The 24594-nt window shown below is 68.7% G+C and carries 28 protein-coding genes; 17 read left to right on the top strand and 11 right to left on the bottom strand.

What is annotated here, in order from left to right; translation table 11 throughout:
- Window positions 1-28: 28 nt before the first annotated feature.
- Both ACFVV0_RS00765 and ACFVV0_RS00760 read right to left on the bottom strand, forming a co-directional pair.
- The gene (locus tag ACFVV0_RS00765) at window positions 29-1399 is read right to left on the bottom strand and encodes a diguanylate cyclase (protein WP_387057079.1); all 1371 of its coding nucleotides are present in this window, start codon (window positions 1397-1399) and stop codon (window positions 29-31) included.
- A complete protein-coding gene (locus ACFVV0_RS00760) occupies window positions 1396-2214 on the bottom strand; it encodes an alpha/beta fold hydrolase (protein ID WP_387057077.1) in 819 nt (272 codons plus the stop codon). Before ACFVV0_RS00760 ends, ACFVV0_RS00765 begins: the two co-directional genes overlap by 4 nt.
- Before the next feature lie 173 nt (window positions 2215-2387).
- Between ACFVV0_RS00760 and ACFVV0_RS00755 the strand changes: the two genes are divergently transcribed.
- On the top strand, window positions 2388-3218 hold the full coding sequence (locus ACFVV0_RS00755; RefSeq protein WP_387057075.1) for an EAL domain-containing protein: 831 nt from the start codon (window positions 2388-2390) through the stop codon (window positions 3216-3218).
- Here the strand turns inward: ACFVV0_RS00755 and ACFVV0_RS00750 are convergent.
- Window positions 3140-3400 (bottom strand): hypothetical protein, encoded by a 261-nt coding sequence (locus ACFVV0_RS00750; RefSeq protein WP_387057073.1) that lies wholly within the window; start codon window positions 3398-3400, stop codon window positions 3140-3142. The genes ACFVV0_RS00755 and ACFVV0_RS00750 overlap by 79 nt on opposite strands.
- 77 nt (window positions 3401-3477) lie before the next feature.
- Here ACFVV0_RS00750 and ACFVV0_RS00745 point away from each other — a divergent pair, with 77 nt between their 5' ends.
- From ACFVV0_RS00745 to ACFVV0_RS00730, 4 genes are all read left to right on the top strand, one after another.
- Window positions 3478-3786 carry a hypothetical protein gene (locus tag ACFVV0_RS00745; protein ID WP_387057071.1) on the top strand — a complete coding sequence of 103 codons (309 nt, stop codon included), beginning with the start codon at window positions 3478-3480 and terminating at the stop codon, window positions 3784-3786.
- Between the two features lie 66 nt (window positions 3787-3852).
- Window positions 3853-4455, top strand: a complete 603-nt coding sequence (locus ACFVV0_RS00740) for a DUF1992 domain-containing protein (RefSeq protein WP_387057069.1) — start codon at window positions 3853-3855, stop codon at window positions 4453-4455.
- Between the two features lie 69 nt (window positions 4456-4524).
- Window positions 4525-5484 carry a diacylglycerol/lipid kinase family protein gene (locus ACFVV0_RS00735; RefSeq protein WP_387057067.1) on the top strand — a complete coding sequence of 320 codons (960 nt, stop codon included), beginning with the start codon at window positions 4525-4527 and terminating at the stop codon, window positions 5482-5484.
- A 45-nt stretch (window positions 5485-5529) separates the two neighbouring features.
- Window positions 5530-5883 (top strand): VOC family protein, encoded by a 354-nt coding sequence (locus ACFVV0_RS00730; protein ID WP_387057065.1) that lies wholly within the window; start codon window positions 5530-5532, stop codon window positions 5881-5883.
- Here the strand turns inward: ACFVV0_RS00730 and ACFVV0_RS00725 are convergent.
- A complete protein-coding gene (locus tag ACFVV0_RS00725; protein WP_387057063.1) occupies window positions 5880-6428 on the bottom strand; it encodes a CGNR zinc finger domain-containing protein in 549 nt (182 codons plus the stop codon). The genes ACFVV0_RS00730 and ACFVV0_RS00725 overlap by 4 nt on opposite strands.
- A gap of 71 nt (window positions 6429-6499) precedes the next feature.
- Here ACFVV0_RS00725 and ACFVV0_RS00720 point away from each other — a divergent pair, with 71 nt between their 5' ends.
- Window positions 6500-7483 carry a DMT family transporter gene (locus tag ACFVV0_RS00720; protein WP_387057061.1) on the top strand — a complete coding sequence of 328 codons (984 nt, stop codon included), beginning with the start codon at window positions 6500-6502 and terminating at the stop codon, window positions 7481-7483.
- Between the two features lie 12 nt (window positions 7484-7495).
- Here ACFVV0_RS00720 and ACFVV0_RS00715 read toward each other — a convergent pair whose 3' ends face one another.
- Both ACFVV0_RS00715 and ACFVV0_RS00710 read right to left on the bottom strand, forming a co-directional pair.
- Complete coding sequence (locus ACFVV0_RS00715; RefSeq protein WP_387057059.1) at window positions 7496-7879, bottom strand: DUF2267 domain-containing protein; 384 nt, start codon at window positions 7877-7879, stop codon at window positions 7496-7498.
- Window positions 7880-7914: 35 nt separating this feature from the next.
- Window positions 7915-8091, bottom strand: coding sequence for a hypothetical protein (locus ACFVV0_RS00710; protein WP_387057057.1), 177 nt, complete (start codon window positions 8089-8091; stop codon window positions 7915-7917).
- A gap of 92 nt (window positions 8092-8183) precedes the next feature.
- Here ACFVV0_RS00710 and ACFVV0_RS00705 point away from each other — a divergent pair, with 92 nt between their 5' ends.
- Window positions 8184-8381, top strand: coding sequence for a hypothetical protein (locus tag ACFVV0_RS00705; protein WP_387057055.1), 198 nt, complete (start codon window positions 8184-8186; stop codon window positions 8379-8381).
- Here the strand turns inward: ACFVV0_RS00705 and ACFVV0_RS00700 are convergent.
- Window positions 8368-9342: a LysR family transcriptional regulator gene (locus ACFVV0_RS00700; protein ID WP_387057053.1), complete on the bottom strand. Its 975-nt coding sequence runs from the start codon at window positions 9340-9342 to the stop codon at window positions 8368-8370. The two genes, ACFVV0_RS00705 and ACFVV0_RS00700, sit on opposite strands and share 14 nt — an antisense overlap.
- Window positions 9343-9492: 150 nt before the next feature.
- Between ACFVV0_RS00700 and ACFVV0_RS00695 the strand changes: the two genes are divergently transcribed.
- Entirely contained in the window at window positions 9493-10944 is a 1452-nt protein-coding gene (locus ACFVV0_RS00695; protein ID WP_387057051.1) for an MFS transporter, read from the top strand.
- Entirely contained in the window at window positions 10941-11933 is a 993-nt protein-coding gene (locus ACFVV0_RS00690) for a PrsW family intramembrane metalloprotease (protein ID WP_387057049.1), read from the top strand. The genes ACFVV0_RS00695 and ACFVV0_RS00690 overlap by 4 nt, the downstream gene beginning before the upstream one ends.
- A gap of 11 nt (window positions 11934-11944) precedes the next feature.
- On the opposite strand, the gene ACFVV0_RS00685 is transcribed toward ACFVV0_RS00690, so the two are convergent.
- On the bottom strand, window positions 11945-13114 hold the full coding sequence (locus ACFVV0_RS00685) for a serine hydrolase domain-containing protein (RefSeq protein WP_387057047.1): 1170 nt from the start codon (window positions 13112-13114) through the stop codon (window positions 11945-11947).
- Between the two features lie 86 nt (window positions 13115-13200).
- Window positions 13201-14052 carry a DNA/RNA non-specific endonuclease gene (locus ACFVV0_RS00680; protein ID WP_387057045.1) on the bottom strand — a complete coding sequence of 284 codons (852 nt, stop codon included), beginning with the start codon at window positions 14050-14052 and terminating at the stop codon, window positions 13201-13203.
- Between the two features lie 70 nt (window positions 14053-14122).
- On the opposite strand from ACFVV0_RS00680, the gene ACFVV0_RS00675 reads away from it, so the two are divergent.
- On the top strand, window positions 14123-14806 hold the full coding sequence (locus ACFVV0_RS00675) for a histidine phosphatase family protein (protein WP_387057043.1): 684 nt from the start codon (window positions 14123-14125) through the stop codon (window positions 14804-14806).
- 117 nt (window positions 14807-14923) lie between these two features.
- Entirely contained in the window at window positions 14924-15250 is a 327-nt protein-coding gene (locus ACFVV0_RS00670; protein WP_387057041.1) for a hypothetical protein, read from the top strand.
- A gap of 5 nt (window positions 15251-15255) precedes the next feature.
- Here the strand turns inward: ACFVV0_RS00670 and ACFVV0_RS00665 are convergent, their stop codons facing one another.
- Window positions 15256-16146, bottom strand: coding sequence for a hypothetical protein (locus ACFVV0_RS00665; protein WP_387057039.1), 891 nt, complete (start codon window positions 16144-16146; stop codon window positions 15256-15258).
- Window positions 16147-16331: 185 nt separating this feature from the next.
- Between ACFVV0_RS00665 and ACFVV0_RS00660 the strand changes: the two genes are divergently transcribed.
- The 6 genes from ACFVV0_RS00660 to ACFVV0_RS00635 all read left to right on the top strand — a co-directional run bounded on the left by ACFVV0_RS00660 (window position 16332) and on the right by ACFVV0_RS00635 (window position 23240).
- Window positions 16332-17654, top strand: a complete 1323-nt coding sequence (locus ACFVV0_RS00660) for an efflux RND transporter periplasmic adaptor subunit (protein WP_387057037.1) — start codon at window positions 16332-16334, stop codon at window positions 17652-17654.
- On the top strand, window positions 17647-18339 hold the full coding sequence (locus tag ACFVV0_RS00655) for an ABC transporter ATP-binding protein (protein ID WP_387057035.1): 693 nt from the start codon (window positions 17647-17649) through the stop codon (window positions 18337-18339). Before ACFVV0_RS00660 ends, ACFVV0_RS00655 begins: the two co-directional genes overlap by 8 nt.
- The gene (locus tag ACFVV0_RS00650) at window positions 18336-19568 is read left to right on the top strand and encodes an ABC transporter permease (protein ID WP_387057032.1); all 1233 of its coding nucleotides are present in this window, start codon (window positions 18336-18338) and stop codon (window positions 19566-19568) included. The genes ACFVV0_RS00655 and ACFVV0_RS00650 overlap by 4 nt, the downstream gene beginning before the upstream one ends.
- A 74-nt stretch (window positions 19569-19642) precedes the next feature.
- Window positions 19643-20470, top strand: coding sequence for a hypothetical protein (locus ACFVV0_RS00645; protein ID WP_387057030.1), 828 nt, complete (start codon window positions 19643-19645; stop codon window positions 20468-20470).
- Window positions 20463-22289, top strand: coding sequence for an HlyD family efflux transporter periplasmic adaptor subunit (locus ACFVV0_RS00640; protein WP_387057028.1), 1827 nt, complete (start codon window positions 20463-20465; stop codon window positions 22287-22289). The genes ACFVV0_RS00645 and ACFVV0_RS00640 overlap by 8 nt, the downstream gene beginning before the upstream one ends.
- A 24-nt stretch (window positions 22290-22313) precedes the next feature.
- A complete protein-coding gene (locus ACFVV0_RS00635; RefSeq protein WP_387057026.1) occupies window positions 22314-23240 on the top strand; it encodes a hypothetical protein in 927 nt (308 codons plus the stop codon).
- Between the two features lie 10 nt (window positions 23241-23250).
- Here the strand turns inward: ACFVV0_RS00635 and ACFVV0_RS00630 are convergent, their stop codons facing one another.
- On the bottom strand, window positions 23251-24462 hold the full coding sequence (locus ACFVV0_RS00630) for a toxic anion resistance protein (RefSeq protein ID WP_387057024.1): 1212 nt from the start codon (window positions 24460-24462) through the stop codon (window positions 23251-23253).
- Between the last annotated feature and the right edge of the window lie 132 nt (window positions 24463-24594).

The following is a 24594-nucleotide window of genomic DNA, read 5'->3' as shown; positions in this document are numbered from 1 at the left end:
CACCGCACCCGGCGTGGCGACGAGCCGGTCAGACGCTCGCGAGGCGCACCTTGTCTTTGCCGGAGTCCTTCGCCTCGTACATGGCGGCGTCGGCGATGCGGACGACATCGCTCGGCGTCGGTGGAACAGCGTCGTCGGGCAGGTGGACGGCGACGCCGATGCTCGCCGTGAGCACGCCGGCCGCGATCCCGGTCATGGGCGCTTTGACGGCCTCCCGGATGCGCTCCGCCACCGCAGTCGCGGCAGTCCCGTCGGTGTTCGCGCAGACGATGAGGAACTCGTCGCCGCCGAAACGGCCGACCAGGTCGTCCTGGCGCACGGACTCGCTCAGGCGGTGCGACACCTCCTGGAGCACCGCATCCCCGACCGTGTGGTCGAACTCGTCGTTGATCTCCTTGAAGCCGTCCAGGTCGACGAAGAGGACGGAGATCGGCTGCCGAAGGGATGCCGCCTCGCCGAGTGCGGTGGTGAGCCTGGTGCGAAGGAGCGCACGGTTCGCCAGCCCGGTGAGCGGGTCGTAGAGGGCGATCGCCTCCAGCTCGTTCTGCAACCGGATGCGCCGGAGCACCTGCGACGCCTGCCGGGCCAGCGCGTACTGCAACTCTGCCGCGGCCGGGTCGGGCTCCCGCGTTCGACCGAAGAAGCTGGTCACGGAACCGATCACCCGGTCGCCCTCCAGCAGCGGCACCAGCGTGAGCTCTTCGATCCGGGATGCGTCGAGGGCGGCGATCACGCGCTCGGATGCGGTCGGGTCGCTCACCGTGACACGAACCACCGTGTCGCGCAGCCGGACGCCGGCCAGCGCATCCCACACCTCGAACGGCTGCGATCCGCCGCTCAGGTGCAGCGCGCCGTCGGTCACGAGGTGCACGGCGACCTCGCTCGCCGAGAACGCGCCCTTCACGCTGTCGGCGAGCGCTTGGGCGAGCGCTTCCGGGGTCTCGCACCCCACGAACGCGGCGGATGCGGCCTGAAGCGAACGCGTGCGGGCCTCCGACGCTTCGGCCGCGCGCCGGGCTGCGAGAAGTTGACGTTCGTAGTCCTGGCGGCGGGTCGAGTCGAACACCGCGCTATCCGTGCCGATCGCCTCGCCGTCGGCGTTGCGAACGGTGGTCGAGTTGATGAGGGCCGCGAGCGGTTCGTCGTCGGCCCGGAGAAGGGTCAGCGCGATCTCGTGCACGGCGCCGTTCAGTTCGAGGGTGGGCAGGTAGCGCGTCTCGTAGAAGATCCGGCTGCCCGGGTCGAGCAGAGTCACGAACTGCCGGCCGATCAGCTCGTCGCGGGCGATGCCGGTCCAGGCGACGAAGGTGCCGTTGACGCGACTGATCCGGCCGTCGGGCGCGGTCGAGACGAGGCCGCACGGCGCTTCTTCGTAGAGCCGTTCGTGGTCTCGGCTCATCGCAGGTAGTCGAGGATCGTCGCGGCCAGTTCATCCGGCGCCGACAGGTTGGGGCAGTGTCCCGTCGCGGAGAGCTGCACGAAGTCGCTGCCGTCGATGTTCTCGTGCACGTACCGGCCGACGCCCTCGGGCGCGATGATGTCTTCGGAGCACTGGAGCACGAGGGTCGGTGTCATGACCTTCGCGAGGTCGCGGCGGTTGTCGGAGAGGAACGTCACCCTGGCGAACTGGCTCGCGATCACCGGGTCGATGCGGCAGAAGCTCGCGGTGAGCTCCTCGCCGAGTTCGGGTACTGCCGGATTGCCCATGATCTGCGGCGCCATGGCCTCCGACCAGCCCAGGTAGTTCGCGTCGAGTGCGTCGAGGAGCCCGTCGATGTCCGCCTGCGTGAAGCCGCCGCTGTAGCCGTCGTCGTCGAGGTAGCGCGGCGAGGGACCGACGAGGACGAGTGCGCCGAACAGGTCGGGGCGGCGGGCGGCCGCGAGCACGCCGATCATCGAGCTGACGGAGTGGCCCACGAAGACCGCGTCCTCGAGCCCGAGTTCTTCGAAGATCTCGATGACATCGCTCGCGTACCCGTGCAGGGAGTCGTACCGGCCCGCGTCGTACGCAGCCGGATCCGAGCCGCCTGCACCGACGTGGTCGAACAAAATGACCCGAAAATCGGATTCGAAGTGCGGCACGACCATGCGCCACATCTCCTGGCTGCAGCCGAAGCCGTGGGCGAAGACGACCGGCCGTGCATCGGCGTCGCCGCTGACGCGCACGTTGTTGCGGCGCAGAACGTCGACCTTGTCGAGGGGGGCAAGACTCATGAAGGCTCCTAGGACGGGGGTGGGCAAGCGCCCGGGGCCGGCTGATCGATTATCTCCGATCCGGCGATCCGGCGGGAGGGATAGAGACGGCGAGGCCTCCGGGTGTATACACCCGGAACGGGAAGGTTCAAGCCCCGTTGACCCCGATGCGGGTTCCGAGCACCATCGAACCCATGACTGGTGCACGAGAGCAACTTGCCGCCGATCTGCTGCAGGCAGTCCGGCGGCACGAGATCGTCCCCGTCGTGCAGCCCCAGATCGCCGTCGCGACGGGCGCCGTGGTGGGTGTCGAGTTCCTGAGCCGGTGGCGGCATCCGGAGCTCGGCCAGGTGCCGCCCGCGGTGTTCATCCCGCTCGCGGAGATGTCGGACGCCATCCATCAGCTCGGACGGCTGATGATCCGCGCGTGCTGCCGGTTCGGGGCGAGCTGGCAGAAGCGGGGGACCGACCTGGACGTCGCGGTCAACGTCGCGCCGTCACAACTCGCGACCACGTCCTTCTACGACGCTCTTCGCGACGAGATCGAGGAGTCGGGGGTCGATCCGCGCCGCCTGACGCTGGAGGTCACCGAGGCGACCGAGATCGACGACCCTGCGACCGTGGCGGCCCGGCTGGACGCCCTCAGGGAGCTGGGCATCGTCATCTCGATCGACGACTTCGGTACGGGACACTCGTCGGCCGGCCGCGCTGTCGAGCTCCACGCCACCGAGTTGAAGCTCGACCGCCGTCTCGTCGAGGCCGAGGGCGGGGACCGCGTCGTCGAGGCCGCCATCGTCTTTGCACACGAACGCGGGATGCGCACGGTCGGCGAGGGCGTCGAGACGCCCGAACAGCTGACGCGGCTGCGCGCTCTGGGCTGCGATCGCGCGCAGGGATACTTCATCGCCGAGCCCGTGTCCGAAGACGACTTCGAGCGGTGGATCGCTCAGAGGTTGTCGAGTCCGTCGAAGTCGGGGGCTGCGGGGGCTGCGGTCGACTCGCCCTCGCCGCCGACGTCGATCTGAGTCCACGCGACGGGCATCCCCGGCGAGAAGAGGATGTCGATGCCCGGGCCACCACGCAGCGGCGGGATGTTCACGTAACCCCCGCCGGCTTTCACGGCTTCGAGGATCTTCTCGCGCAACTCGGTCACGGGCTCCGGGAGGAAGTAGTCCTTGCCATCCACGGTGAGTCGGTTGACGATCATGGGATAAACGTACCCCGCCGACTGCGGGTATCCTGCATCCAGGCCGTCACTCCCGATGGCGCTCCCGAAAGGCTGATGTGGGCACTCTCTCTTACGACGGTGAGAACTTCGAACTCGACGACCGCGTGCTGACTCATCTGCAGATCGCGATCAGCACCAAGCTGCGCCGTGGCGAGAACTTCTTCCTGTCCTGGCAGGTTCCCGTCGAGCGCGGCAGCGGCCGCCACGCGATCTGGATCGACAACGGCGTGCCGATCCACTTCTACTACAGCGGCTCCCGGGCCATCTCCATCAACCGCGACTGGATCGAGTCGATGATCGTCTCGGCCGGCCGCGCCGCCGGGCTCGTGCTCACCGAGGAGGCCGAAGCCACCACGGCTTCGTGACGCTCGCACCCCTTGCCGGGAGGGCCTTCTCGACAGACGCGCGCCGAGGAAATTAGGCTTGATGGCGTGGCTGGGCGGAAAGAGCAGGGCGATTCCAAGGTGAACGCCGCCCGCTACCTCGTCGACAAGCTGACCGAGGAGCAGGGCGAGAAACCTCCGGAAGAGCCCGAAACCGACAACGCCGGCCAGAGCACGATGGAGGCGCGGGCCCAGTACGTCGAGATCACGATCCAGCAGGCCATCCGTCGCGGCGAATTCGACAACCTGCCGGGCGCCGGAAAGCCGCTCGACCTCGGCCGGCCGAACGATCCGGATTGGTGGATCCGGCGCAAGATCGAGCGCGAGCGTCTCACGGGCCTCGGCCCACCCGCCCTCACTCTGCGCACCGAAGACGCCGAGCTCGACGGCCGTCTCGATGCGATGGGCACCGAGCAACGCGTGCGTGAGATGCTCGAAGACTTCAACAGCCGTGTCATCCACGCGCGACGGCAGCTTCAGGGTGGTCCGCCGGTCGTGACACCCACGCGCGATGTCGAGCAGGAGCTGCAGAACTGGCGGGCACGCCGCGCCGAAAGGCAGCAGGCGAGAGAGGACGCGCGCCGGCGCGAAGCCGAGGAGCAGGCCTCCATGACGTGGCGCGAGCGTCGCCGCGCAAAGCGTCAGCGCTGAGTCAACCCGTTGCCCGAACGGGCGACCCCTGCGTAGCGTGTGCAGTCCGACGACGTGTGAAAGAGGACCATGAACCGTGCTGCGCTCATCTACAACCCGATCAAGGCGGACGTCGACCGGCTGAAAACGCTGGTGGCGTCGGCAGAGGACGCGCACGGGTGGTCCGAGACGCTCTGGCTCGAGACCACCGAAGAGGAGCCGGGCGGCAGCCAGGCGAGGAGCGCCGTCGACCAGGGGATCGACCTCGTCATCGCTGCGGGCGGCGATGGCACGGTGCGGGCGGTGGCCGAGACGCTGCGCGGGTCGGGCATCCCGTTGGCCCTGCTCCCCTCGGGAACCGGCAACCTGCTCGCCCGCAATCTGGATCTCACCCTCGACGACGCCGAGCACTCGATCACCACCGCGTTCACCGGCACCGACCGGCCGATCGACATGGGCGTGATCGAGACGCGCAACGGCGCGGCGAAGACCCGTCGGGCCGCCTACCTCGTGATGGCCGGACTCGGCCTCGACGCGAAGATGCTCGCCAACACCGACGACGAGCTCAAGGCCAAGGCGGGCTGGCTCGCCTACGTGAAGGCGATCGGCGCGGCGCTCCGCGACAAGAACGAGTTGCACATCCGGTACCAGCTCGACGGTGGCGCACAGCACTCGGTGCGCGCGCACACGATCATGATCGGCAATTGCGGATCGCTGCCCGCGAACATCCTGCTGCTCCCCGAGGCCTCCGTCGACGATGGGGAGTTCGACGTGGTCGTGTTGCGTCCCGAGGGCTTCTTCGGCTGGGTGCAGATCGTCGTGAAGGTGTTCTGGGAGAACGGCGTGCTGCGGCGCACGACCGCCGGCCGCAAGCTCATGGGCCTCACCAAGGAGGTGCGTGCGCTGAACTATCTGCGAGGCAGGGAACTCGTGCTGAAGCTCAGTCGCCCCGAAGCGGTCGAACTCGACGGCGACAGCTTCGGCACGGCCACCTCGATCCGAACGTGGGTCGACCCGGGGAGCCTCATCGTGCGTGTCCCCGAACTCTAGACTGTCAGCCAGGTCGTGCGGTTTCTGAGAGCAGGGAGGCAGGCAATGGGCGTCACGGGAATCGGCGGGCTCTTCGTACGCAGTCGCGATCCGGAGGCGCGGGCCGCTTGGTACCGCGAGCATCTGGGCATCGAAGCCGGCCACGATCACATCTGGCAGCAGGAGGCGGGCATGACGGTGTTCGCCCCCTTCCCTTCCGACAGTGACTATTTCGCGGCTGACCAGTCGTTCATGCTGAATCTCCGGGTCACCGAGCTGGACGCGCTCGCCGCGAAGCTGCAAGCGTCGGGCATCGCCGTGGAGCGCCGTCCCGAATGGGACACGGCCGACTACGGGCACTTCGCTCGCATCCACGACCCGGAGGGCCTGCCGATCGAGCTGTGGGAACCGCCGGTCTAACTTTGCGCCCGTCGGCGGAACGCGATCATGTTCATCCGGTTGCCGCAGCGCACACTGCAGAACCGTTTCGAGCCGTTGCGGGAGAGATCGAGCAGCAACCCGGTGCAGTCGTCGGCCTCGCAGACGCGCAGACGTCCGGTCTCGGAGGAGCGGATGACGTCGACGAGCGCCATCGACACCTCGACACGGATGCGCTCGGCGAGCGGCGCATCCTGAGCCGTCGCGTGCAGGTGCCAGTCGAACCCGTCGTGGCGGAGCAGGTAGGGGAGGGCGCCGGCCTCCCGGAGCATCGCGTTCACCTCGACGGCTGCGTCGTCCCGGTCGAGTGACCATACCCGGCGGATCCGTTCGCGCGTCTCCTGCACATCGCGTAGTTCGGCGAGATCGTGATCGACGCGCCCGGAGTAGCGCAGGTCGGCGATCATCGTGGCCAGTTGCTCCGGGGCAGCGAGTTCGTCCTCGCCGGTTCGGGATGCGCTGGGCACCGTGTTCCCGAGCGCGACGGCGAACTCCAACGCGTCCTCGGTGTCAGGGGCAAAATGCAAATTGACTCCTTACTCCCGACCAGACTAGCGTCAGGAGCAACAAGTCGAACACCCCTGACCTTGGATTCGCCATGAAGCGCAGCTCCACCACCCTCGGACTCGTCATCGCCGTGATCGCCGCGGCCACCTTCGGCATGTCGGGTGCCTTCGTGAAGCCGCTCCTCGAAGCAGGCTGGAGCCCCGCGGCCGCGGTGACGGTGCGAGCCCTCACGGGCGGTATCGTGCTCGCTCCGGTGGCGATCCTCGCGCTGCGCGGACGGTGGGCCGCCCTGTGGCGCGGACGCTGGCGCGTCGTGGGCATGGCCTTGATCGGTGTGGCGGGAACGCAGCTCGTCTACTTCGCCGCGATCGAGCGCATCCCCGTCGGCACGGGGATCCTCCTCGAGTACATGGCGCCCCTCCTGCTCGTCGCCGTGGCCTGGGTCGCCACGCGGCGCGCGCCGAAACCCGTCGTCCTCATCGGGGCGGTCGTCGCCGTCGCGGGCCTCGTCCTGGTCGTGTCACCCGGAGGCGCCGGGAGCCTCGACGCGCTCGGTCTGATCTTCGCGATCGTCGCAATGGTCGGATGCGCCGCCTACTACGTGATCGCCGCCCGCCCCAGCGACGGCCTCCCGCCGGTCGCGCTCGCCGCCTCCGGCCTGCTCATCGGCGGTCTCGTGCTCGCCGCGGTCGGCTTCACCGGACTCGTGCCGTTCCGCGTGAGCCTGAACGATGTGCAGCTCTTCGGCGACCCGGTTCCGTGGTGGATCCCCATCCTGGTGATCGGCGTCTTCGCAACCGCGATCGCCTACTCGGCGAGCATCACGGCCTCCGAGATGCTCGGTTCGCGGCTGGCCTCGTTCGCCGGTCTCCTCGAGGTCGTGGCCGCCACCTTCTACGCCTGGCTGCTGCTGGGCGAGAGCCTCACGGTTTTCCAGCTGCTGGGCGGAGCGCTCATCCTCGTCGGAATCGGTTTCGTGCGTTCGGAGAAGCGCGGGGTTCCGGATGCGCTCCCTCCGACCCGCGTGCTTGCCGGCGAGACCGTGCCCCGGGTCCCGGAGCGGGAAGCACGCTAGCTACGGCCGACCTCAGCGTTCGGAGACGGCACCCATCAGGTCGATGAAGTTCTTCGGGAGCTGAGCGGTCACGTCGTCGAAGTCGCTCCGAGGGACGGTCTCGCGGAGGGTGATCATCACCGCCCGGGAGCACGCTGCGGCCGTCTCCAGGTCTCCATCCGCGCGATCCGCGACTCGGCGAACGAATTCGTCGAGCTGGAACGACTCCGCGATCTCCTCGGCGTCGGCCAGGGGGGCCCGCAGCTCCTCGGGAAGGTTCTCGGCGAGGTCGCGCGCCTCCCGGCCGCTGATCCTCTCGGACAGCGTCAGCAACGTCGCCCGGATCAGCACCTCGACGTCTTCGCGACCGACATCGGCGCGTTGCCCGACCCGAACGACGAACAGCTCGTAGTCCATGATTGCCTCATCCCAGGGCGGGCCAGGCGCTCTGCCTATTCGACCTCGACCGTCCAGATCACGAGGCCGGTCGGCGAGATCCTGGTCGTCTCGACGTAGGTGGCGGATCGGCCGTTGTCGTCGGTGAGCTCAGCCTGCAGAGAGTATGCGCTGAGATCCCACTCACGCCCGTCGAACGGGCCTCCCTCGAGCAGCGCGATCCTGACGTCCATAGCTCAAACGGTACTCCTCGGCGCCGCTGTTCGGTGAGCGGATCTCACGGGCCAACGGTGGACAATCAGCGAAGTCGAGTTATTCTCATGATATGAGCGTCGACTATCAGAAGTCGTCGGTAGCGGCTGCCGTGGCTGTGACCGTGCTCCTGGTCGTGGGCGTCTTCCTGACCTTCGTGAGCGAGTCGCTGCCGGGCGACATGCTCGGGGCGGCGCTGTACATCGCCGGAGTCGGGATGCTCGTGGTCACAGCGATCAGTCTCCTGACGCTGGTCCTCATCCGCCGCTGACGTGCCCGGTGCCGTCGGCCGCCGGCGCTCTCGGATCCATCGCCGCGTACGGCTCCCGGATGGCCAGGAACTCGTCGAGATCGAGCGCCGCGGAGGTCTGGGCGAATGAGCGAGCGATGAGGGATCCGGGCTCGATCGAGCTGATCGCGACGACCATCGTCTGGTGGACGACCGCATCCGGGAGCGTGACGATGCCGGGAGCCGACGGACCCCCGCGCGAATAGAGCCATGAGCGCGGGACGATGCTCGCCCAGCGCCCGGTTCGCACCAGTGAATGGAGCGACGCGACGGAATCCGTCTCGACCTGTGGTTCGAGAACGATGCCGTGTTCGGCGAACGCCTGATCGATGAGCTTGCGGCTGTGCATCCGTTGATCGAGCAAGGCCAGGGGGAGACGGTGCGCTTCGACCCAGGGCATGGCCGCGTCCCCGTCGGCGACGAGCTCCTGGGGAACGATCACCACATAGTGCTCTTCGTAGAGCGGGACGGTCTCCAGTCCCCCGTGCTCTGCGGGTCCGCTCGCCATGATCGCGCCGTCGAGCTCGAAGTCGGTGAGCATCCGAGCCAGCTCATCGGAGGCCAGTCGTGTCTGGATGCGGATCCTGGCGAGGGGGTGGATGGCGGCGAACGCCTCGATCGGCAGGGATGCGGTCGTCGAGGCGGTCGGCGTCGCACCCAGCCGGAGTGTGCCGGTGATTCCCGATCTGACGGCCTTCACCTCTGCCTTGAATGCGTCGTGCTCCGAGAGGATGCGCTTCGCCCAGATCACGAGACGCTCGCCCTCGGGAGTCAGGCCCTGGAACGCGTGTCCTCGGTTGATGAGCGTGACGTTGAGTTCCTGCTCGAGCTTGTGGATCGCCGACGAGAGCGCCGGCTGGGAGACGTAGCAGGCGGCCGCGGCGCGGGCGAAGTGCTGCTCTCGGGCCAGAGCGACGAAGTACTCGAGTTGGCGGAAGAGCACCGGTGCCTCCTCTGCGCATGTCCGCTGACGAATTGTCAGCTATTTTCCCGCGGATCGCGCGCGAGGCCAAGGCATTGATCGACTCGGCTTATCGACTGGTCGAAGAGGGGTCTTGGACAGCCGGAGCCGCGGGCGCTCACCCTGGTAGACATGAACAGCACCGCTGAGACGATCACGAGCTCGCGCAAGTACGCGATCCTCGCGGTGTGCTGCATGGCGCTCCTCCTGGTTTCGATCGACAACACCATCGTGAACGTCGCGCTGCCGTCGATCGCGAAAGAACTCGACGCCTCCATCGAGACGCTGCAGTGGACCGTGGATGCGTACCTGCTCGTGCTCGCCGGCCTCCTCCTGCTCTCGGGCTCGCTCGCCGACCGGTTCGGTCGCAAGCGGATCTTCATGATCGGGCTGTCGGTCTTCGTCTTCGGCTCGGCGATGTGCGGTCTCACGGACTCGGAGGTCTGGTTGGTGGCGTTCCGGGTCGTGCAGGCGGTCGGCGGATCGATGATGACCCCGGTCGCGCTCGCCATCGTCACGAACGTGTTCACCGGGCATGCGGAGCGGGCCAAGGCGATCGGGTTCTGGTCGGCATCGAGCGGGATCGGCATCGCGCTGGGACCGCTGCTCGGCGGAATCCTCGTCGACACTCTCGGATGGCGCTCCATCTTCTGGGTGAACGTTCCGGTGGGGATCGCCGCGATCATCCTGACCGCTCGTCTGGTGCCCGAGACCCGCTCGGCGACGCCGCGCCCGTTCGACCCGATCGGACAGATCCTCGTGCTGGCGATCGTCGGGTCGGCCGCGTACGGGATCATCGAGGCGCCGGTGAACGGATGGGCGTCATCGGCCACGCTCGGCAGTGCGGCCATCACCACGGTCGGGCTCGCCGTGCTCATCCCTTACGAATTGCGCCGCGCTCAGCCGTTGGTGCAGGTGAAGCTGTTCACCGACCGTGCGTTCACGACCTCGTTCGTGACGGTGCTCCTCGCCCTCCTCGCGTTCGCGGGCCTCCTCTTCGCCGACACCCTCTACCTGCAGGACGACCGGGGTCTCAGCGCCTCGGCGGCAGGCTTGCTGACGCTGCCGCTCGCCGGCGCCACAGTGGTCGCCTCGCTGATCTCCGGGCGACTGGTCGCCCGTGGCAAGGCGCGCGCCACGCTGGTCGTCGCCGGTCTGGCGCTCACAGCGGCTCCCATCGCGCTCGCTGCCTTCGGGCCGGCGACGCCGCTCGGCTGGATCGTCATCCCGTTCATCGTCTTCGGCGCCGGGTACGGCCTGCTGAACGATCCGGTGAACGTCACCGCCGTGTCCCGGCTCCCGAACGAGCAGGCGGGTGTGGCCGCCAGTCTCGTCTCCACCTCACGGCAGCTGGGCTCGGTGCTCGGCGTCGCGATCGTGGGTTCGATCCTCGCTGGGAGCGGCTCCTCCGGAGTCGTCGCGTCGCCCAGCGGCTTCGGCGTCGCCGTGAGCGCTGTGCTCGCCTGCTGCGGTCTCGCGATCATCGGTGTCAACGCCGTCTCGACCCGTCCTCCTGCGGCGCAACATCCCGCGCGCCCAGCGCTCGTACTCACCTCGTCACAACACAAAGGGGATCTCTCATGACGACGCTGATCATCCACCGCGACCCTGAACTCGTCCGCTCGTCGAAGGCGGTCGAGAACCATCGCTCGACGAGCCACCCGCATCACCATCACGGCTGGTGGTGGAAGACCCTGCTGGCCGGGCTCGCTCTCTGGATCGTGACGATCGTGGTCACCGCGGTCACGAGCAACGTCAATCTCGTTCCGACGCTGATTCTGCTCGGCAGCTTTCTCGTCCCGTTCTGCGTCGTCCTCTTCGTGGTGGAGCGCGTTCAGGGCAACATCAGCACACTCCAACTCATCCTGGCGTTCTTCGTGGGCGGTATCTTCGGCGTACTCGGCGCATCCCTGCTCGAGGCGAGCCTGCAGCAGAGCATCTGGACCTACGGTCTGGTCGGCCTGATCGAGGAGTTCGTGAAAGGTGTGCTGCTCGTGATCATCGGGTGGCGTGTCGTGCCGAAGACCGCCGCCCAGGGCGCCCTGCTCGGTGCCACGATCGGGGCGGGCTTCGCCGCTTTCGAGTCGGCGGGATACGCGTTCAACGCCGCGATCACGGCGCACGGCATCAACCTGGTCTCTCTGCTGCAGACCGAGGTGATCCGTGCCATCCTCGCCCCGGTCGGTCACGTGCTGTGGACGGCCCTGCTCGGCGCCGTGATCTTCGGTGCGGCCAGGCTGCGCGACCGGTACCGCTGGTCGTGGTGGATCCCGGTCGCCTACCTCGGCGCCGCCCTGCTTCACGCCCTGTGGGATTCGATGAGCGGCCTCGCCTCGCTGGTCGCCGTCCTGGTGACGGGAAACGCGGTGCAGCAGCTGACACAGGACGGCTTCCTACTCGCCGGCACGGCCGCCGCGGTCGCCTCTCTCTCGACCGTGCTGTACATCGTCGGACTGGCGATCGTCTCGGTCGTCGGAATCGTCGCCCTGTGGCGCATCCTGCGGCACTACCAGCTGAAGCAGCGGGCCATCGGCGCCCACGCGTCCGCCATGAGCGGTGCCGAAACGGACTGACGGCGGTTCGGCTACGCCCGATCGAGGATGCGCCGGAGCGTGTGCACGAGTTCGCGTCCGCGGGCATCCGGCGAGGGCTGCAGATCGTTGGTGACGTATCCGAAGCCGACCTTGGCGGTCTCGTCGGCGAAGGCGACCTGGCCGCCCAGACCGTCGTGCCCGAACGAGGTGTCGGACAAGAAGGGCCGCGACTCCGAGTTCAGCATGAAGCCGGAGCCCCAGCGGTGCCACGGCCCGGGCTCGCCGAGAACGGTCATACCGCTGCTCTGCTCGGTGCGCATGTCGTGGATGATCTGTTCGTCGAGCAGGCGGACGGTCTCGTTGTCGGAGACGGTCGCACTCCAGATCGTCGCCAGCGCGCGAGCGGATGCGACACCGCCGGCGCCGGGCAGCTGACCCTGGCGGATGCGGGTCTCGTTGAAGCTGTCCTCGATGCGCGGCGAGATGGCGTTGCCCATCGTCATGCCCTGGTCGCCGTACGCGGCGAGGTCGTCGGCGTCGTCGGGCGAGACCTCGACGGGCACGGGGCCGGCGGCGTCCGGAGCGCTCGACGTGAGCTTCGCGACCCGGCCGAGCTGCGCATCCGGAACCCCGATCCAGGCGTCGGCCCCCAGAGGCCGGGCGATGCGTTCCGCGAAGAACTCGCCCACCGAGCGCCCGCTGGCGCGTCGGACGAGCTCCCCGGCCAGCCAGCCGAACGTCATCGGGTGGTAGACGTGAGCCGAACCCGGCGCGAAGAACGGCTTCTCGCGCGCCAGGAGATCGACCATCCGGTCCCAGTCGAGGATGTCGTCGGTGTCGAGGGATTCCCGGATGAGCGGAAGACCGGCGCGATGGGCGAGCAGCTGACGCACACGGAGGTCGTCCTTGCCGTGGCCGGTGAACTCCGGCCAGTACGTGCTCACCCGTTCGTCGAGGTCGAGCACGCCGTCGCGCACGAGTTCTCCGATGAGGATGCTGACGAGCCCCTTCGTGCAGGAGAAGATCACGGAGGGCGTGTCCGCCGTCCACGGTTCGCCGGTGCGCGCCCATCCGGACCACAGGTCGACGACAGGACGGCCGTCCACCCGGATGTGCAAACCGGCCCCGTGCCCGTGCGAGAGCGCCATCGTGTCGGCGAAGACGTCGGCGAGCGGCTCGAAGCCTGCTGCGACAGTTCCTTCAATGGTGGTGAGGGTCACTTCGAATCCTTTGCGGGAGTGGCGGACGGAGAGCGCTTGTCGGAGAGCGCCGGTCGGGGTGCAGCCGGCTAGATCGATTATCGGCGCTACGCCGAGAGGGTGATGTCGTCGAAGGATGCGAGTCTCACCCAGCCGGCCCGGCCCGACGCCGCGTGCGGTGCGGCAACGGGGGCGAACCGGTCCGCCGCAGCGAGCTGCTCGACGTCGAGTCCGGTGAGGGCCCCGATGTCGGCGATGGGCACCTGGTACGTCTTGTACGGGCCGAGAGGCGGCGGGTCGCCGGCGGCGAGGGCTCTTCTCGTCGCAAGGCCGACGTCGTCGAGCTCCGGCGTCTGATCCAGCACGTACCCGGTCGCCGCGAGCGCGACGGTGCCGTTCGCACGATGCTCGGTCCAGGCGGCGACCTTCCAGAACAGCCGTGGAATCCGGACGCCTCGATACGTCGGATCGTCGGCGGCCAGCACGGGCGCGGTGAACACGCTGATCTTCTGCTCGGAGGTGCGGGCGTAGCCGAGCACGTAGTCCTCGAGCCCCGCCCACAGCTCCTGCGACTGGTTGAAGACGGCGACCTGGGGCGCGCAGTTCGTGTAGACGAAGGTCGCAGCGTTGGCCGTGGCGGCGACGGCCGGATCGCCCCACACCGGGTCGCGACGACGCACTTGGTGACCGCGATCGAGATCGTTGCCGGCGTACAGCTCGGGACCGGCCTGCTCCGAGGCGGGGATTCGCGGGTCGAGGTGCCAGTCGTCCTCGCGCTCCACGTCGACCAGCGCCCCTCCGTCGATGTTCACGCCCGTCGAGACCGGGAGCCTCCGCGCCGGATCCTGCAGCACGGTGAAGTGCACGTACGGCAGCATCCGGACAGCCCGGGAATCGGTCGGTGCCGGAATCTCGACCGTGACGGGGAGGAACTCGGAGTCGAAGCCGGTGGATGCCATGCCACCCAGTGAAGCACCCGAAGGTGACGTAACGGTGACGTCGGCGGAGCGGTCTAGGCTGACCCACATCATGCGATTGCTGCTCATCCGCCACGGCCAGACCCCAGCGAATGTGCTCGGGCAACTCGACACCGACAAGCCCGGGCCGGGTCTCACCCGGCTCGGCGGGTTGCAAGCGGCTGCCGTGCCGGGCGCCCTCGACCAGGAGCACATCGGCGGGATCTACGCGACGACGCTCACCCGCACCCGGCTCACCGCCGAGCCGCTGGCGGAACGCCTCGGGCTCGACATCACCGTGCTCGACGGCCTTCGGGAGATCGAGGCGGGCGACATCGAGGACCGCTCCGACCCGGTGTCGGTGAAGACCTACGTGACGACGGCGTTGTCGTGGGCGCGAGGTGACCTCGACCCGCGCATGCCCGGCGCCTCGGACGGCCACGAGTTCTTCGACCGCTTCGACGCCTCGATCGAGGAGATCGTGGCGGCGGGCGCCGAGACGACGGCGGTGTTCAGTCACGGGATGGCGATCCGCTGCTGGGCGTCCGCCCGATCGGCGAACATCGACGGCAGCTACGCGGCGAGCCATCAGCTCGACAACACCGGCATGGTGGTCCTCGACAGCGATGAGCACGGACGCTGGCAGATGATCCAGTGGCACACTCCACCCATCGGCGGGCTCACCCTGCACGACGCCGCCGCGGTCGACCCGACCGGCGAATCGGTGCAGGCGGGCGGGCCGGATCCGTCCGAGTAGGCGATCCGGCGATCGGATGCATCCTGGCCGTCGTACCGGGCGGGTTCTGCGTCGGCGTCGCGCGGTGTAGCGTTCGGCGGGAGAGCGAGGCACCTGGCCAGCGAGGAGGGAAGCATCATGGAGGACCGCATCCCGGAGGACGGCGTCGACGACGACGATGCGATCGGTGAGGCCGACGCCGGCGAGACCCCCGGCTGGATCGACCCGGCCGACGGCGAGGTCGATTACGCCCTCAACGACCCGATCGCCGAAGCGGACTTCGCCGACGATCTCGTCACGAACGACGCGGTCGGCGGCGAGACCATCTGGCCGGGCGCCGGCGGCCCGGATGGAGCCGAGCCGCGCGAGACGTCGCCCATCCTCGACGAACACGAGCACGTGGTCGAGGACGACCCGGACGACGTGGTGCTGACGCAGGACGAAGCGGACGACGAGGGCATCTAGCCGTCTCAGTCCGCGGGTCGGTCGAGGCCGAGCTCGTTGCGCCAGTGGGCGAGGAACTCCGCCCCTGCAGTGTCGTGGATCGCATCCCCGATCGTGATCACCTCGTACGGCTTCTCGAGGATGCCGTCGGCGGGCCGCACATCCACGTGCGCCACGTCGTAACCGGCGCTGTGCACGAAGTCGGCCATCTTGTAGTCGCTGCGGGAGTCGCCGATCGAACGCCAGCGCCGGGGGAGCGGACCGCGCGCGGCGAAGTAGTCGAATGCGCGCTGCGCTCCGCGATCCTTGTCGAGCAGCACGGACTCGATATCGGTGGAGATGATGGTCGGATCGATGCGGAACGGCGTCTCGTCCGATGCGTCGAGGGCCGTTCGGTCGCCGTAGCGCAGGCCGATCCCCAGCCCGGCCAGCACGTCGAACGCGGCGTCCTGGAACCGGGTCTGCGCGTCGGAGTACGTCGCCGCATCCACGTCGGTGCGCTGCTCCACCGAGATCATCGCCTGCTTCGTCTCGTCGAAGAACATCGTGTCGGCGTACTTCTCGCGCACGAGTCTCCGGATGCTGTCGACCGCGTCATCGCCGAAGGCCACCGACTCGTCGACGGTCACCTCCCCCATCCCCTCGCCGGTGATCGGGGCCCAGGCGCCGCCCTTCTCGAACACGCCGAACATCCGCGCCCCGTGCTCGTCCAGCGCCTCACCGAGTCCGGCGTCGCAGAGCGGAGCGACCACCTGGTGACGGATGAAATCGCCGGACCGCCCGGTGATGAAAGCGATCGGGACCCCGGCCGCCGTCATCGCGACCAGGTCGGTGACGATGCTCCGGATGTTGATGGTGCGGGTGACCGGGCTGGCGATCGGCCCGTCGACGTCGAAGAGGAGTCCGAGATTGTGCACACCCCATTGTCGCGGAGTGCGGTGACCGAGTGAACCTCGGAGAGCTCTCAGCCTGACGCGCGGACTGTCAGGAAGCGCATACGAACGTGATTGAACGGGCATAGGAAGCGCCCCTAGCGTCTGCCCGGCGGCACCGCAGTTGCCGTATTCGTGAGCGTGAGGTCGGCATGAGTCTAGGAAGTTCCTTGAGGCGCGTTCGAGGGCGCACGTGGGTGATCGCGGCCGCGGTGGTCGTGGTCGTCGCGGGCGGCTCCATCTACTGGTTCGGCTTCGGGATCCACGCGGGTGCGCAGAGCGCGCAAGCCGCGACCCGGTCGGTCACCGCGAGCCTGCAGACCCTGCAGAAGACCGTGAGCGGCTCCGGCGCATTGACGCCGGCGGTGCAGGACGACGTCGACTTCGCCGCATCCGGAACAGTGACGGCGGTCGACGTCGTCGCCGGAACGACGGTCGCGGCGGGACAGACGATCGCGACACTGGACACGCTGACGGAGAACGCGAACCTGACGAGCGCGAAGGCCGCCCTCGCCTCCGCGAACGCCCAGCTCTCCTCAGCGCAGTCGGCGAGCGACGGAAGCAGTGCCGCTGTCGCCAAGATCACGGCCGACCAGGCGGCGGTCGCCGTCGCCCAGGCTTCGGTCGACGCTGCGCAGACCGCGTACAACGGAACGACCTTGACCTCCCCGATCGCGGGGCTCGTAACGGCCGTCAACCTCGCCGTCGGTGATGTGGTGACGGGCGGATCTTCGGGCGGCTCGAGCGGGTCGTCTGGCGGATCGGCATCGGCCGGCTCCGGATCGGCCGGCTCCGGATCGAGCGGGTTCGGCAGCACAGGCTCGGGCGGGTCGACGGGTTCCTCGGCCTCGACCTCCGCGGCGCAGTTCACGGTGGTCGGAACCGGTGCCTGGCAGGTCACCGTCTCGGTCGGCGCGACCGACCTGAAGAACATCGCCGTGAACCAGCAGGTGCAGCTGTCGAGCACCGAGAACCCGGCCTTCTTCGGGACGGTCGCCTCCATCGGCCTCCTGCCGACGGCGACGACCGGGGCGGCGACCTACCCGGTCGTCGTCGCCGTGACCGGGACTCCTGCCAACCTCTACGACGGCGTGACGGTCACGGCCGCCATCGTCTATCAACGCCGCACCGACGTGCTGACCGTGCCGAGTGCCGCGATCACCACGGCCGACGGGATCTCGACGGTGAACAAAGTCGTGAACGGCACGACGGTCAAGACCACGGTCACCGTCGGTGAGGTGAGCGGCAATCTCACCGAGATCACGAAGGGCCTCAGCGAAGGAGACACCGTCGCCGTCGCCACCTTCAACCCCGCCGGCGCGGGTGGAGCGACGGGCGGTACGCAGCGATTCGGGGGCGCGGGAGGCTTCCGCGGAGGCGCAGGCGGCGGCTTCGGCGGCGCAGGGGGCGGATTCGGTGGCGGCGCAGGGGGTGGCTTCGGCGGAGACGCCGGCGGCGGCTTCGGCGGAAACCGCGGAGGAACCAATGGCTGAGCCCGCGATCGAACTGGTCAACGCGCGCAAGGTCTATCGTTCCGGAAGCATCGAATTCGAAGCTCTCCGGGGGATCGACCTCTCCATCGACGTGGGCGAATACGTCGCCGTGATGGGCCCGTCCGGGTCGGGCAAGTCGACGATCATGAACATCCTCGGATGCCTCGACACGCTGACCGAAGGCCAGTACCGTCTCGGCGGCGACGACGTCGACGACCTGGACGAGATCGACCTGGCCGCCATTCGCAACGAACAGATCGGATTCGTGTTCCAGGGCTTCAACCTGATGCCGGCCCTGTCGGCGTGGCGCAACGTCGAGGTCCCCCTGATGTACGCCCGGGTGCCCAAGGAGGAACGGAGACAGCGCGCGCAGCGCGCACTCGAACGCGTGGGGCTGGGCGATCGCTTCGAGAATCGCCCCGGCGAGCTCTCGGGCGGGCAGCAGCAGCGCGTCGCCGTCGCACGAGCTCTCGTGGGCGAGCCGACGATCATCCTCGCCGACGAACCGACCGGAAACCTCGACTCCGCATCGACGTCGGATGTGCTCGCTCTGTTCGACGAACTGCATGCGGCCGGTCGCACCATCGTTCTCATCACCCACGAACTCGAGGTCGCGCAGCGAGCGAGACGGATCGTGTGGGTGCGCGACGGGGAGATCACACGCGACGAGGTGACGGCCGCGTGAACTGGTCGGAGACCTTCCGGATCAGCTGGTCGGCCGTTCGCTCCCACGGCTTGCGTTCGGCACTCACTGTTCTCGGCATCCTGATCGGCATCGCCGCGGTCATCTTGACGGTCGGCCTCGGCCTGGGGACGCAGAAGGATGTCAGCGCTCAGATCAGCTCGTTGGGAAGCAACCTGCTCATCGTGTCGCCGGGCAGCAGCACGTCGACGACGGGGGTGCGAGGGGGCTTCGGCACGAGTTCGACGCTGACGCTGGCCGACTCGCAGGCCCTCTCGTCCACCGTCAGCACGCCGGACATCAAAGCGATCGCGGCCGAGAAGTCGCAGCCGATGGCGCTCACCGCGAACACGACCAACTGGACGACGACAGTGACGGGTGTCACACCGGACTGGCTGTCGGTGCGTGCCCGAACGCTCACCTCCGGAAGCTTCGTCACCGCAGCGGACGACACCGACTCCGCATCGGTGGTCGTCCTGGGATCGCAGACCGCGACAGAGCTCTTCGGCTCCCAGAACGTCGTCGGCCAGACGGTCACCGCGAACGGCAAGACCCTGACGGTGATCGGAGTGCTCGCATCCGTCGGCTCGAACTCCTCGAGCACACTCGACGATGTCGCCCTCGTGCCGATGTCGACCGCTGCCGACGAACTGATCGGTGGCGCATCGAGTGCCAGCGTCTCGACGGTGTACATCGAGGCGAAGTCGAGCGCCCAGCTCTCCGCCGCCTACCAGGAGGCCGACTCCCTGCTGCTCAACCTGCACGGGATCTCCGACGCGGCCGACGCCGACTTCACGATCAGCAGCCAGGACGCCCTGGTGAGCACAGCCACCTCGGTCTATCGCACGCTGACCGTGCTCCTGACGGGAATCGCCGGGCTGTCGCTCCTCGTGGGCGGCATCGGAGTCATGAACATCATGCTCGTGTCCGTCACCGAGCGGACGAAGGAGATCGGTCTGCGAAAGGCACTCGGCGCCCCGCCGTGGGCCATCCGGCGACAGTTCCTCGCCGAGGCGGGCATCCTCGGCCTCACCGGCGGCGTGCTCGGTGCGCTCCTGGGCGTGGTGTCGGCCTGGGTTCTCCCGGGGCTGATCGGCAGTTCGGTGGTGATCTCTCCCGCAGCGGTCTGCGTCTCCATCGCCGTCGCGATCGCGATCGGGGTGACGTTCGGGGTCTATCCCGCCACACGCGCCGCGAGATTGGCTCCGATCGACGCGCTCCGCGCGGAGTGAGCGGGGCGGGCGGCATGAGAGCGACCCGGCGGGACAGCACAGGCATCGGGCAACGAGCAACAACGGAGAAGACCATGAAGAGAACCACATCACTCGGACGAGCGGGCGTGGTCGTCGCGGCACTGGCGGCGGGCGCGTTCCTGCTGACCGGATGCGCGGCGGCAGCAGCCCCGGCGGCCCCGGCGACCGGGTCCGCCACGTCCGCCCCGTCGCGTGGCCAGTCGGGCGCCGGAAGGGGGATCTCCGGACAGATCGCAGCGGTGGCGAACGGCACGCTTCAGGTGCAGGGCGGGTCCACACAGACGGCCGTGACGTACACCGACGCGACGAAGGTCACCCAGGCGGTCGGCGCCTCGGCCTCGGCCGTGACCGTCGGAGAGTGCGTCACCGGGATCACGCCACCGGGCTCAGCCGCCGCATCGAGCGTGCAGATCACTCCCGCGGTCAACGGAGCGTGCGCCGCGCGCGGTGGCTTCGGCGGCGGCTTCGGCGGCGGCGCGGGAGGGACCCGGGCCACCCGGGCGCCCGGCGCCACAGGCACCCGCCCCAGCGGTGGTTTCGGTGGCGGCGCCGGCAGGACGCGCCCCAGCGGTGCACCGGGCGGTGGAGCATTCACCCGTCCGGTCTCCGGCCTGGTCACCGCAGTGACGAGCACCGACGTCACTGTCTCGACGACAGCGCAGGGCGGGTCGGCGTCGACGGGCACGATCGCGCTCGACGGCAGCACGAAATTCACCGTCACCCGCCCCGCGACAGCGGCCGCTCTCGTCGTGAACGAGTGCATCTTCGCTTCCGGTACCGCGGACAGCTCCGGTGGCTTCGCCGCCACCAGCATCGCCGTGACCGACCCCGGAGCCAACGGGTGCGGGCTGGGCGGTCGTCCGGGTGCTGCGAATGGCTGAGCGCGACCGGGCCACTGGCCGCGAGCGCGAATCCCTCACCTCCAAGCAGCGTGGCAAGCGCAGACGCCGACGCAACGTGACGCTGGCGACCGCCTTGGTCGTCGCACTGTGCGCTGTCGGCGGCGGTGTCGCGTACGCGACGGCCATAGGGGCCGGCACGAACGACTTCCGAACGGCGAGAGCGACTGTCGGCGATGTCACCGAGGTGGTCGATCTCAGCGGAACGATCGCCTCGGTCAACCGTCGCGACGTGGCCTTCGAGGCCTCGGGAACGGTGGGTGCCATCGATGTCAGTGTCGGCCAGACGGTCGCTGCCGGCACCACGCTGGCGACTCTGGATCCTGCCAGCCTCGCGTCCGCTTCGGCAGCCGCCCAGGACAGGGTGACCACGGCGAAGCAGACCCTGGCGACCGATCTCGCGTCCCAGACGGCCGGAGCGACCGCCGCTTCGACCGAGTCGAGCTCGGCGTCGTCACGGTCGCAGACGTCGCCGGCCGGATCGTCGACCGCGTCCGCTGCGACCGCTGCGATTCAGGCCGCGGCCAAGGCCGTCACGGCCGCGCAGCAGAAGCTGATCGCGCAGTACGGCGTGGCATCCGGTTCGCTCACCGCCACCCAGGCGCTTGTGGCGGCATCCGATCCGACGTGCCAGCCGTTCATCAGCGCATCGTTGAGCGGCACAGCGTCCGGACCCGCTCCGACGCCGACCCCGACGCCGACCCCGACCCCGACGCCGACGCCCACCCCAACCCCGACCCCCACGTCGGATCCGCTCACTGCGGCCCAGCAAGCACTGTCCGCCTGCCAGACGGCGATCCATGGGGTCCTCGCCGGCCAGCAGGCGACGAACGCCGCGCAGCAGCAGTTGCAGACTCTCGCGACCGGCCTGAACAGTGCGGTCGCTGCCCTCAGCGGTGCACTCCAGGGTGCGACGGGCGGGTCGGCCTCGACGGGAGCAGGCGGGCCGGGCCGGTCCGGTTCGTCGGCCCCGTCAGCTCAGGCGCCGGGATCGAGCGGTTCCGCGGGCGCCGGCTCAGTCGCATCCGCCGCCACCATCGTCGCCGACGAAGCAGCGATCACCGCCGCCGATGCCCAGCTCAGTCTCGCCCAGAACGACGAGGCGCTCGGCAACCTGACGAGCCCGATCGCCGGGACCGTCGCCGCTGTCTCGATCACGCCAGGATCGAGCGTCTCGGCGGGTTCGACCAGCCAGGTGATCACGGTGATCGGCGACGGGGGCTACCTCGTGAACTCGACGGCGACCCTGACGAACGTCTCGAAATTGAAGGTGAAGCAGCCTGTTGCGATCTCGGTGGTCGGCTCCCCGAAAACGCTCACCGGCGAAGTGAGCTCGATCGGTCTGATGAACGTGTCGAGCACGACCTCGCCTGCGTACGACGTCACCGTAGCGATCACGGACACGAGCGCGAAACTGCTCAACGGCACGTCGGCCGCGCTGGCGGTCACGGCCGCCACCGCCACCTCCGTGCTGACGGTTCCGACGTCTGCGCTTCACAGCGTCGCGAGCAGGCACACCGTCGATGTTCTGAAGAACGGCAAGTCGGTGCCCACCATCGTCACGGTCGGCGCCGGCGGCGCCCAGCGAACGCAGATCACCTCGGGCCTGCGCAGCGGTGATGTCGTGATCCTCGCGGACCTCTCGTCCACGACCGGCATCACCAGCCCGACGACGTCGACGAGCACCGGCCTTTCGGGCCTCGGAGGGTCGGCCACCACCCGAGGCGGCAGAGCCGGCGGGTTCACCGGACGGTTCGGCGGGAGCGCCGGGGGCGGAGGAACACGAGGCGGCGCCGGGTAGGAGTCCACTGCCAGAAGTGATTGGATGAGCACGTGGAGCAGCCGTCGGAACCGCGTCGGGATCCCGGCTCGCCGCTGGAGCAGGAACATGGACCTGAACGGATCGCGTCGCAACCAGCATTCGACGTCGCCCATGCCATCCGGGGCGCATTCCGATCCGCAGGCCTTTCTCGCCGAGCTCGTCGACAGTGTGCAGCGTGCGATTCCGGCCGACCTCGCCGCCCGCGTTCTCACGGTCGAGCGCCGGCGTACTCTCGGTGACCGGATCGCCCGTCGGCCCGGCCAGATCGTCAGCCTGCGGCTCATGGGTGCGAGCGACGCCCTGATCTTGAGCTACGAACCGGGCATCGGGTGGACGCCCGAGGCTGCGCTCGTGCACGGCGTGGTGATCGTCTCGCCGCGGACGATGGCCCTCGGCGCCTGGCTGACGGCGTTCGCTGCGCGCATCGCATCCCTCGCCGCGCACGCCGCGCGGGACTCGGCGCAGTCCGCGCAGGCGCTGCAGGCGCTCGGGATCCTGCCCGCCGGTGCGGACATCCTGGTGCGGGAGGCGAATATCCACGGTGATCTCCGTGCGCTGGCCGCACGGCTCGGCGGTCGCCTGCCCGCGCTCGCCGTGACGTCCGTCGAACGGATCGGCGAGCTTCTCAGCGAGACGCTTCCCCGGGTGTCCGGCACCGGGGAACAGGAGGTGATCGTGCTCCGCACCGCGACCGTCTACCTGCCCGACACGATTCGCGCCTACCTGTCGATCCCTCCCGACTGGGCGGCCGCGCACGTGTTCGCCGACGGCATGGCGCCCGCGCAGGTGCTGGTGGCGCAGTTGAACGAGCTCGAACGCGCCGCTCGCCGGATGCGCGATGCGGCCGTCGAGCAGGATGCATCCGCCTTGCTGATCAACGGAAGGTTCCTCGCCGAGCGCTTTGCGACGCCGAGACTCGACCCTTCGTGACCGCGTCCTGTCAGCTCGTCTGCGACCGCGAACGATCGAGGTAGCTCGCCGACCGGGCCACCTGCTGCTCGAGGGCTTTGACCGTCGTCTCCATGCTGTCGATCGCCTTCGCACGGTAGCCGTCGATCGCATCCATCGTTGCGAAGACGTTGTCGAAGGCCCGCTGCAGCGTTTCGATGCTGACGGCGGGGGAGGTGGCCTGATCGTGCACCACGCCGGTCTGCTGCTTGAGCAGCTCACTCGTCCGGTCGATGAGGGAATTCGTCGTGTCGGTGAGCGCGCTGATCTGGTCGAGGACCAGGCGCTGGTTCTCGAGTGCCTGGGCCACGATCACGGCGGTGCGCAGGGCGGCGACCGTCGTCGTCTTCGCGCGCTGGACGCCCTTGATCAGCTCGAGATTGTTCTTGCGGATGACATCGAGCGCCAGGTAGCCCTGCACCGAGACAGCGATCTGCGTGGTGAGGTCCTGCCGGCGCTGACGGATCGGGAAGAGCGCGTCGGCGGTCAGCGCATCCGCGGCGGACGGGTCGGTCGGCCGCAGCTGATCGATGCGAGCGACGGTCGCCTCGTCGAGTGCCGCCGCGAGGGTGGCGTACTCGCCGAGCCGCTGCATCGTCGCCCAGAGGCCGGCGCGTTCCTGGTCGATCGAGGCGTTGTCCTTGAGCAGTTCGTCTTCGCCGGAGACCAGGGCGGCGATGATCGCGTCCAGTTGCTTCTGCGCCGACTGGTACCGCTCGAAGTAGTGCTTGAGCCTGCTCCCACCCGGGATGCGCGCGAGCAGGCGCTTCGGCCCGCTCAGGTTCGCTCGGCCAGGGTCCAGGTCGGTGATCGTCACCCGGAGCTCCTGCAGCGTGCGGGCGACCGTGGTCTGCGGATCCGACTGCGCCCCGCGTCCCCGTGCTGCGGCGAGGGACGATGCAGGCCGCTGCAGCATGCGGTTCGAGACCTGTGCCGCCGACCGGATCTCCTGTTCGCCCATCCGGGCGACATCGTCGACCTTTCGTGCGAACTCCGGGCTTCCCGGTTCCACGGCGGCGAGTTCGGCGACGAACTCGTTCGCCTTCTCCCGGATCTCCGCCCGCTTCTCCGGCGGAACCGCCACCATACCCACCGCCTGATCGCCCGGCACCTCCGGCACAGCGGGTGGCGGGGTGAGGACGATCTCGGTGTTCGCGGCCGAATCGGGCGGCGTCGGCGGCGGGTTCAAGTCGAGTCCGGACATCTGCATCTCCTCTCGGCGGGCGCAGCACCCTTTGGCTAAGAGTAGAACCATCGTCTCGGCAGCGCTCGTGGCACGCGTTCGCGGTGCATTTCGCGGCGGTCCCGCGCTACATTGTGTCGACCGAGTGAACGC

Origin of the sequence: Leifsonia sp. NPDC058230, assembly GCF_042882245.1 — a bacterium.
Classification (GTDB): domain Bacteria; phylum Actinomycetota; class Actinomycetes; order Actinomycetales; family Microbacteriaceae; genus Leifsonia.
This window is presented reverse-complemented; position numbering and strand designations above follow the sequence as displayed.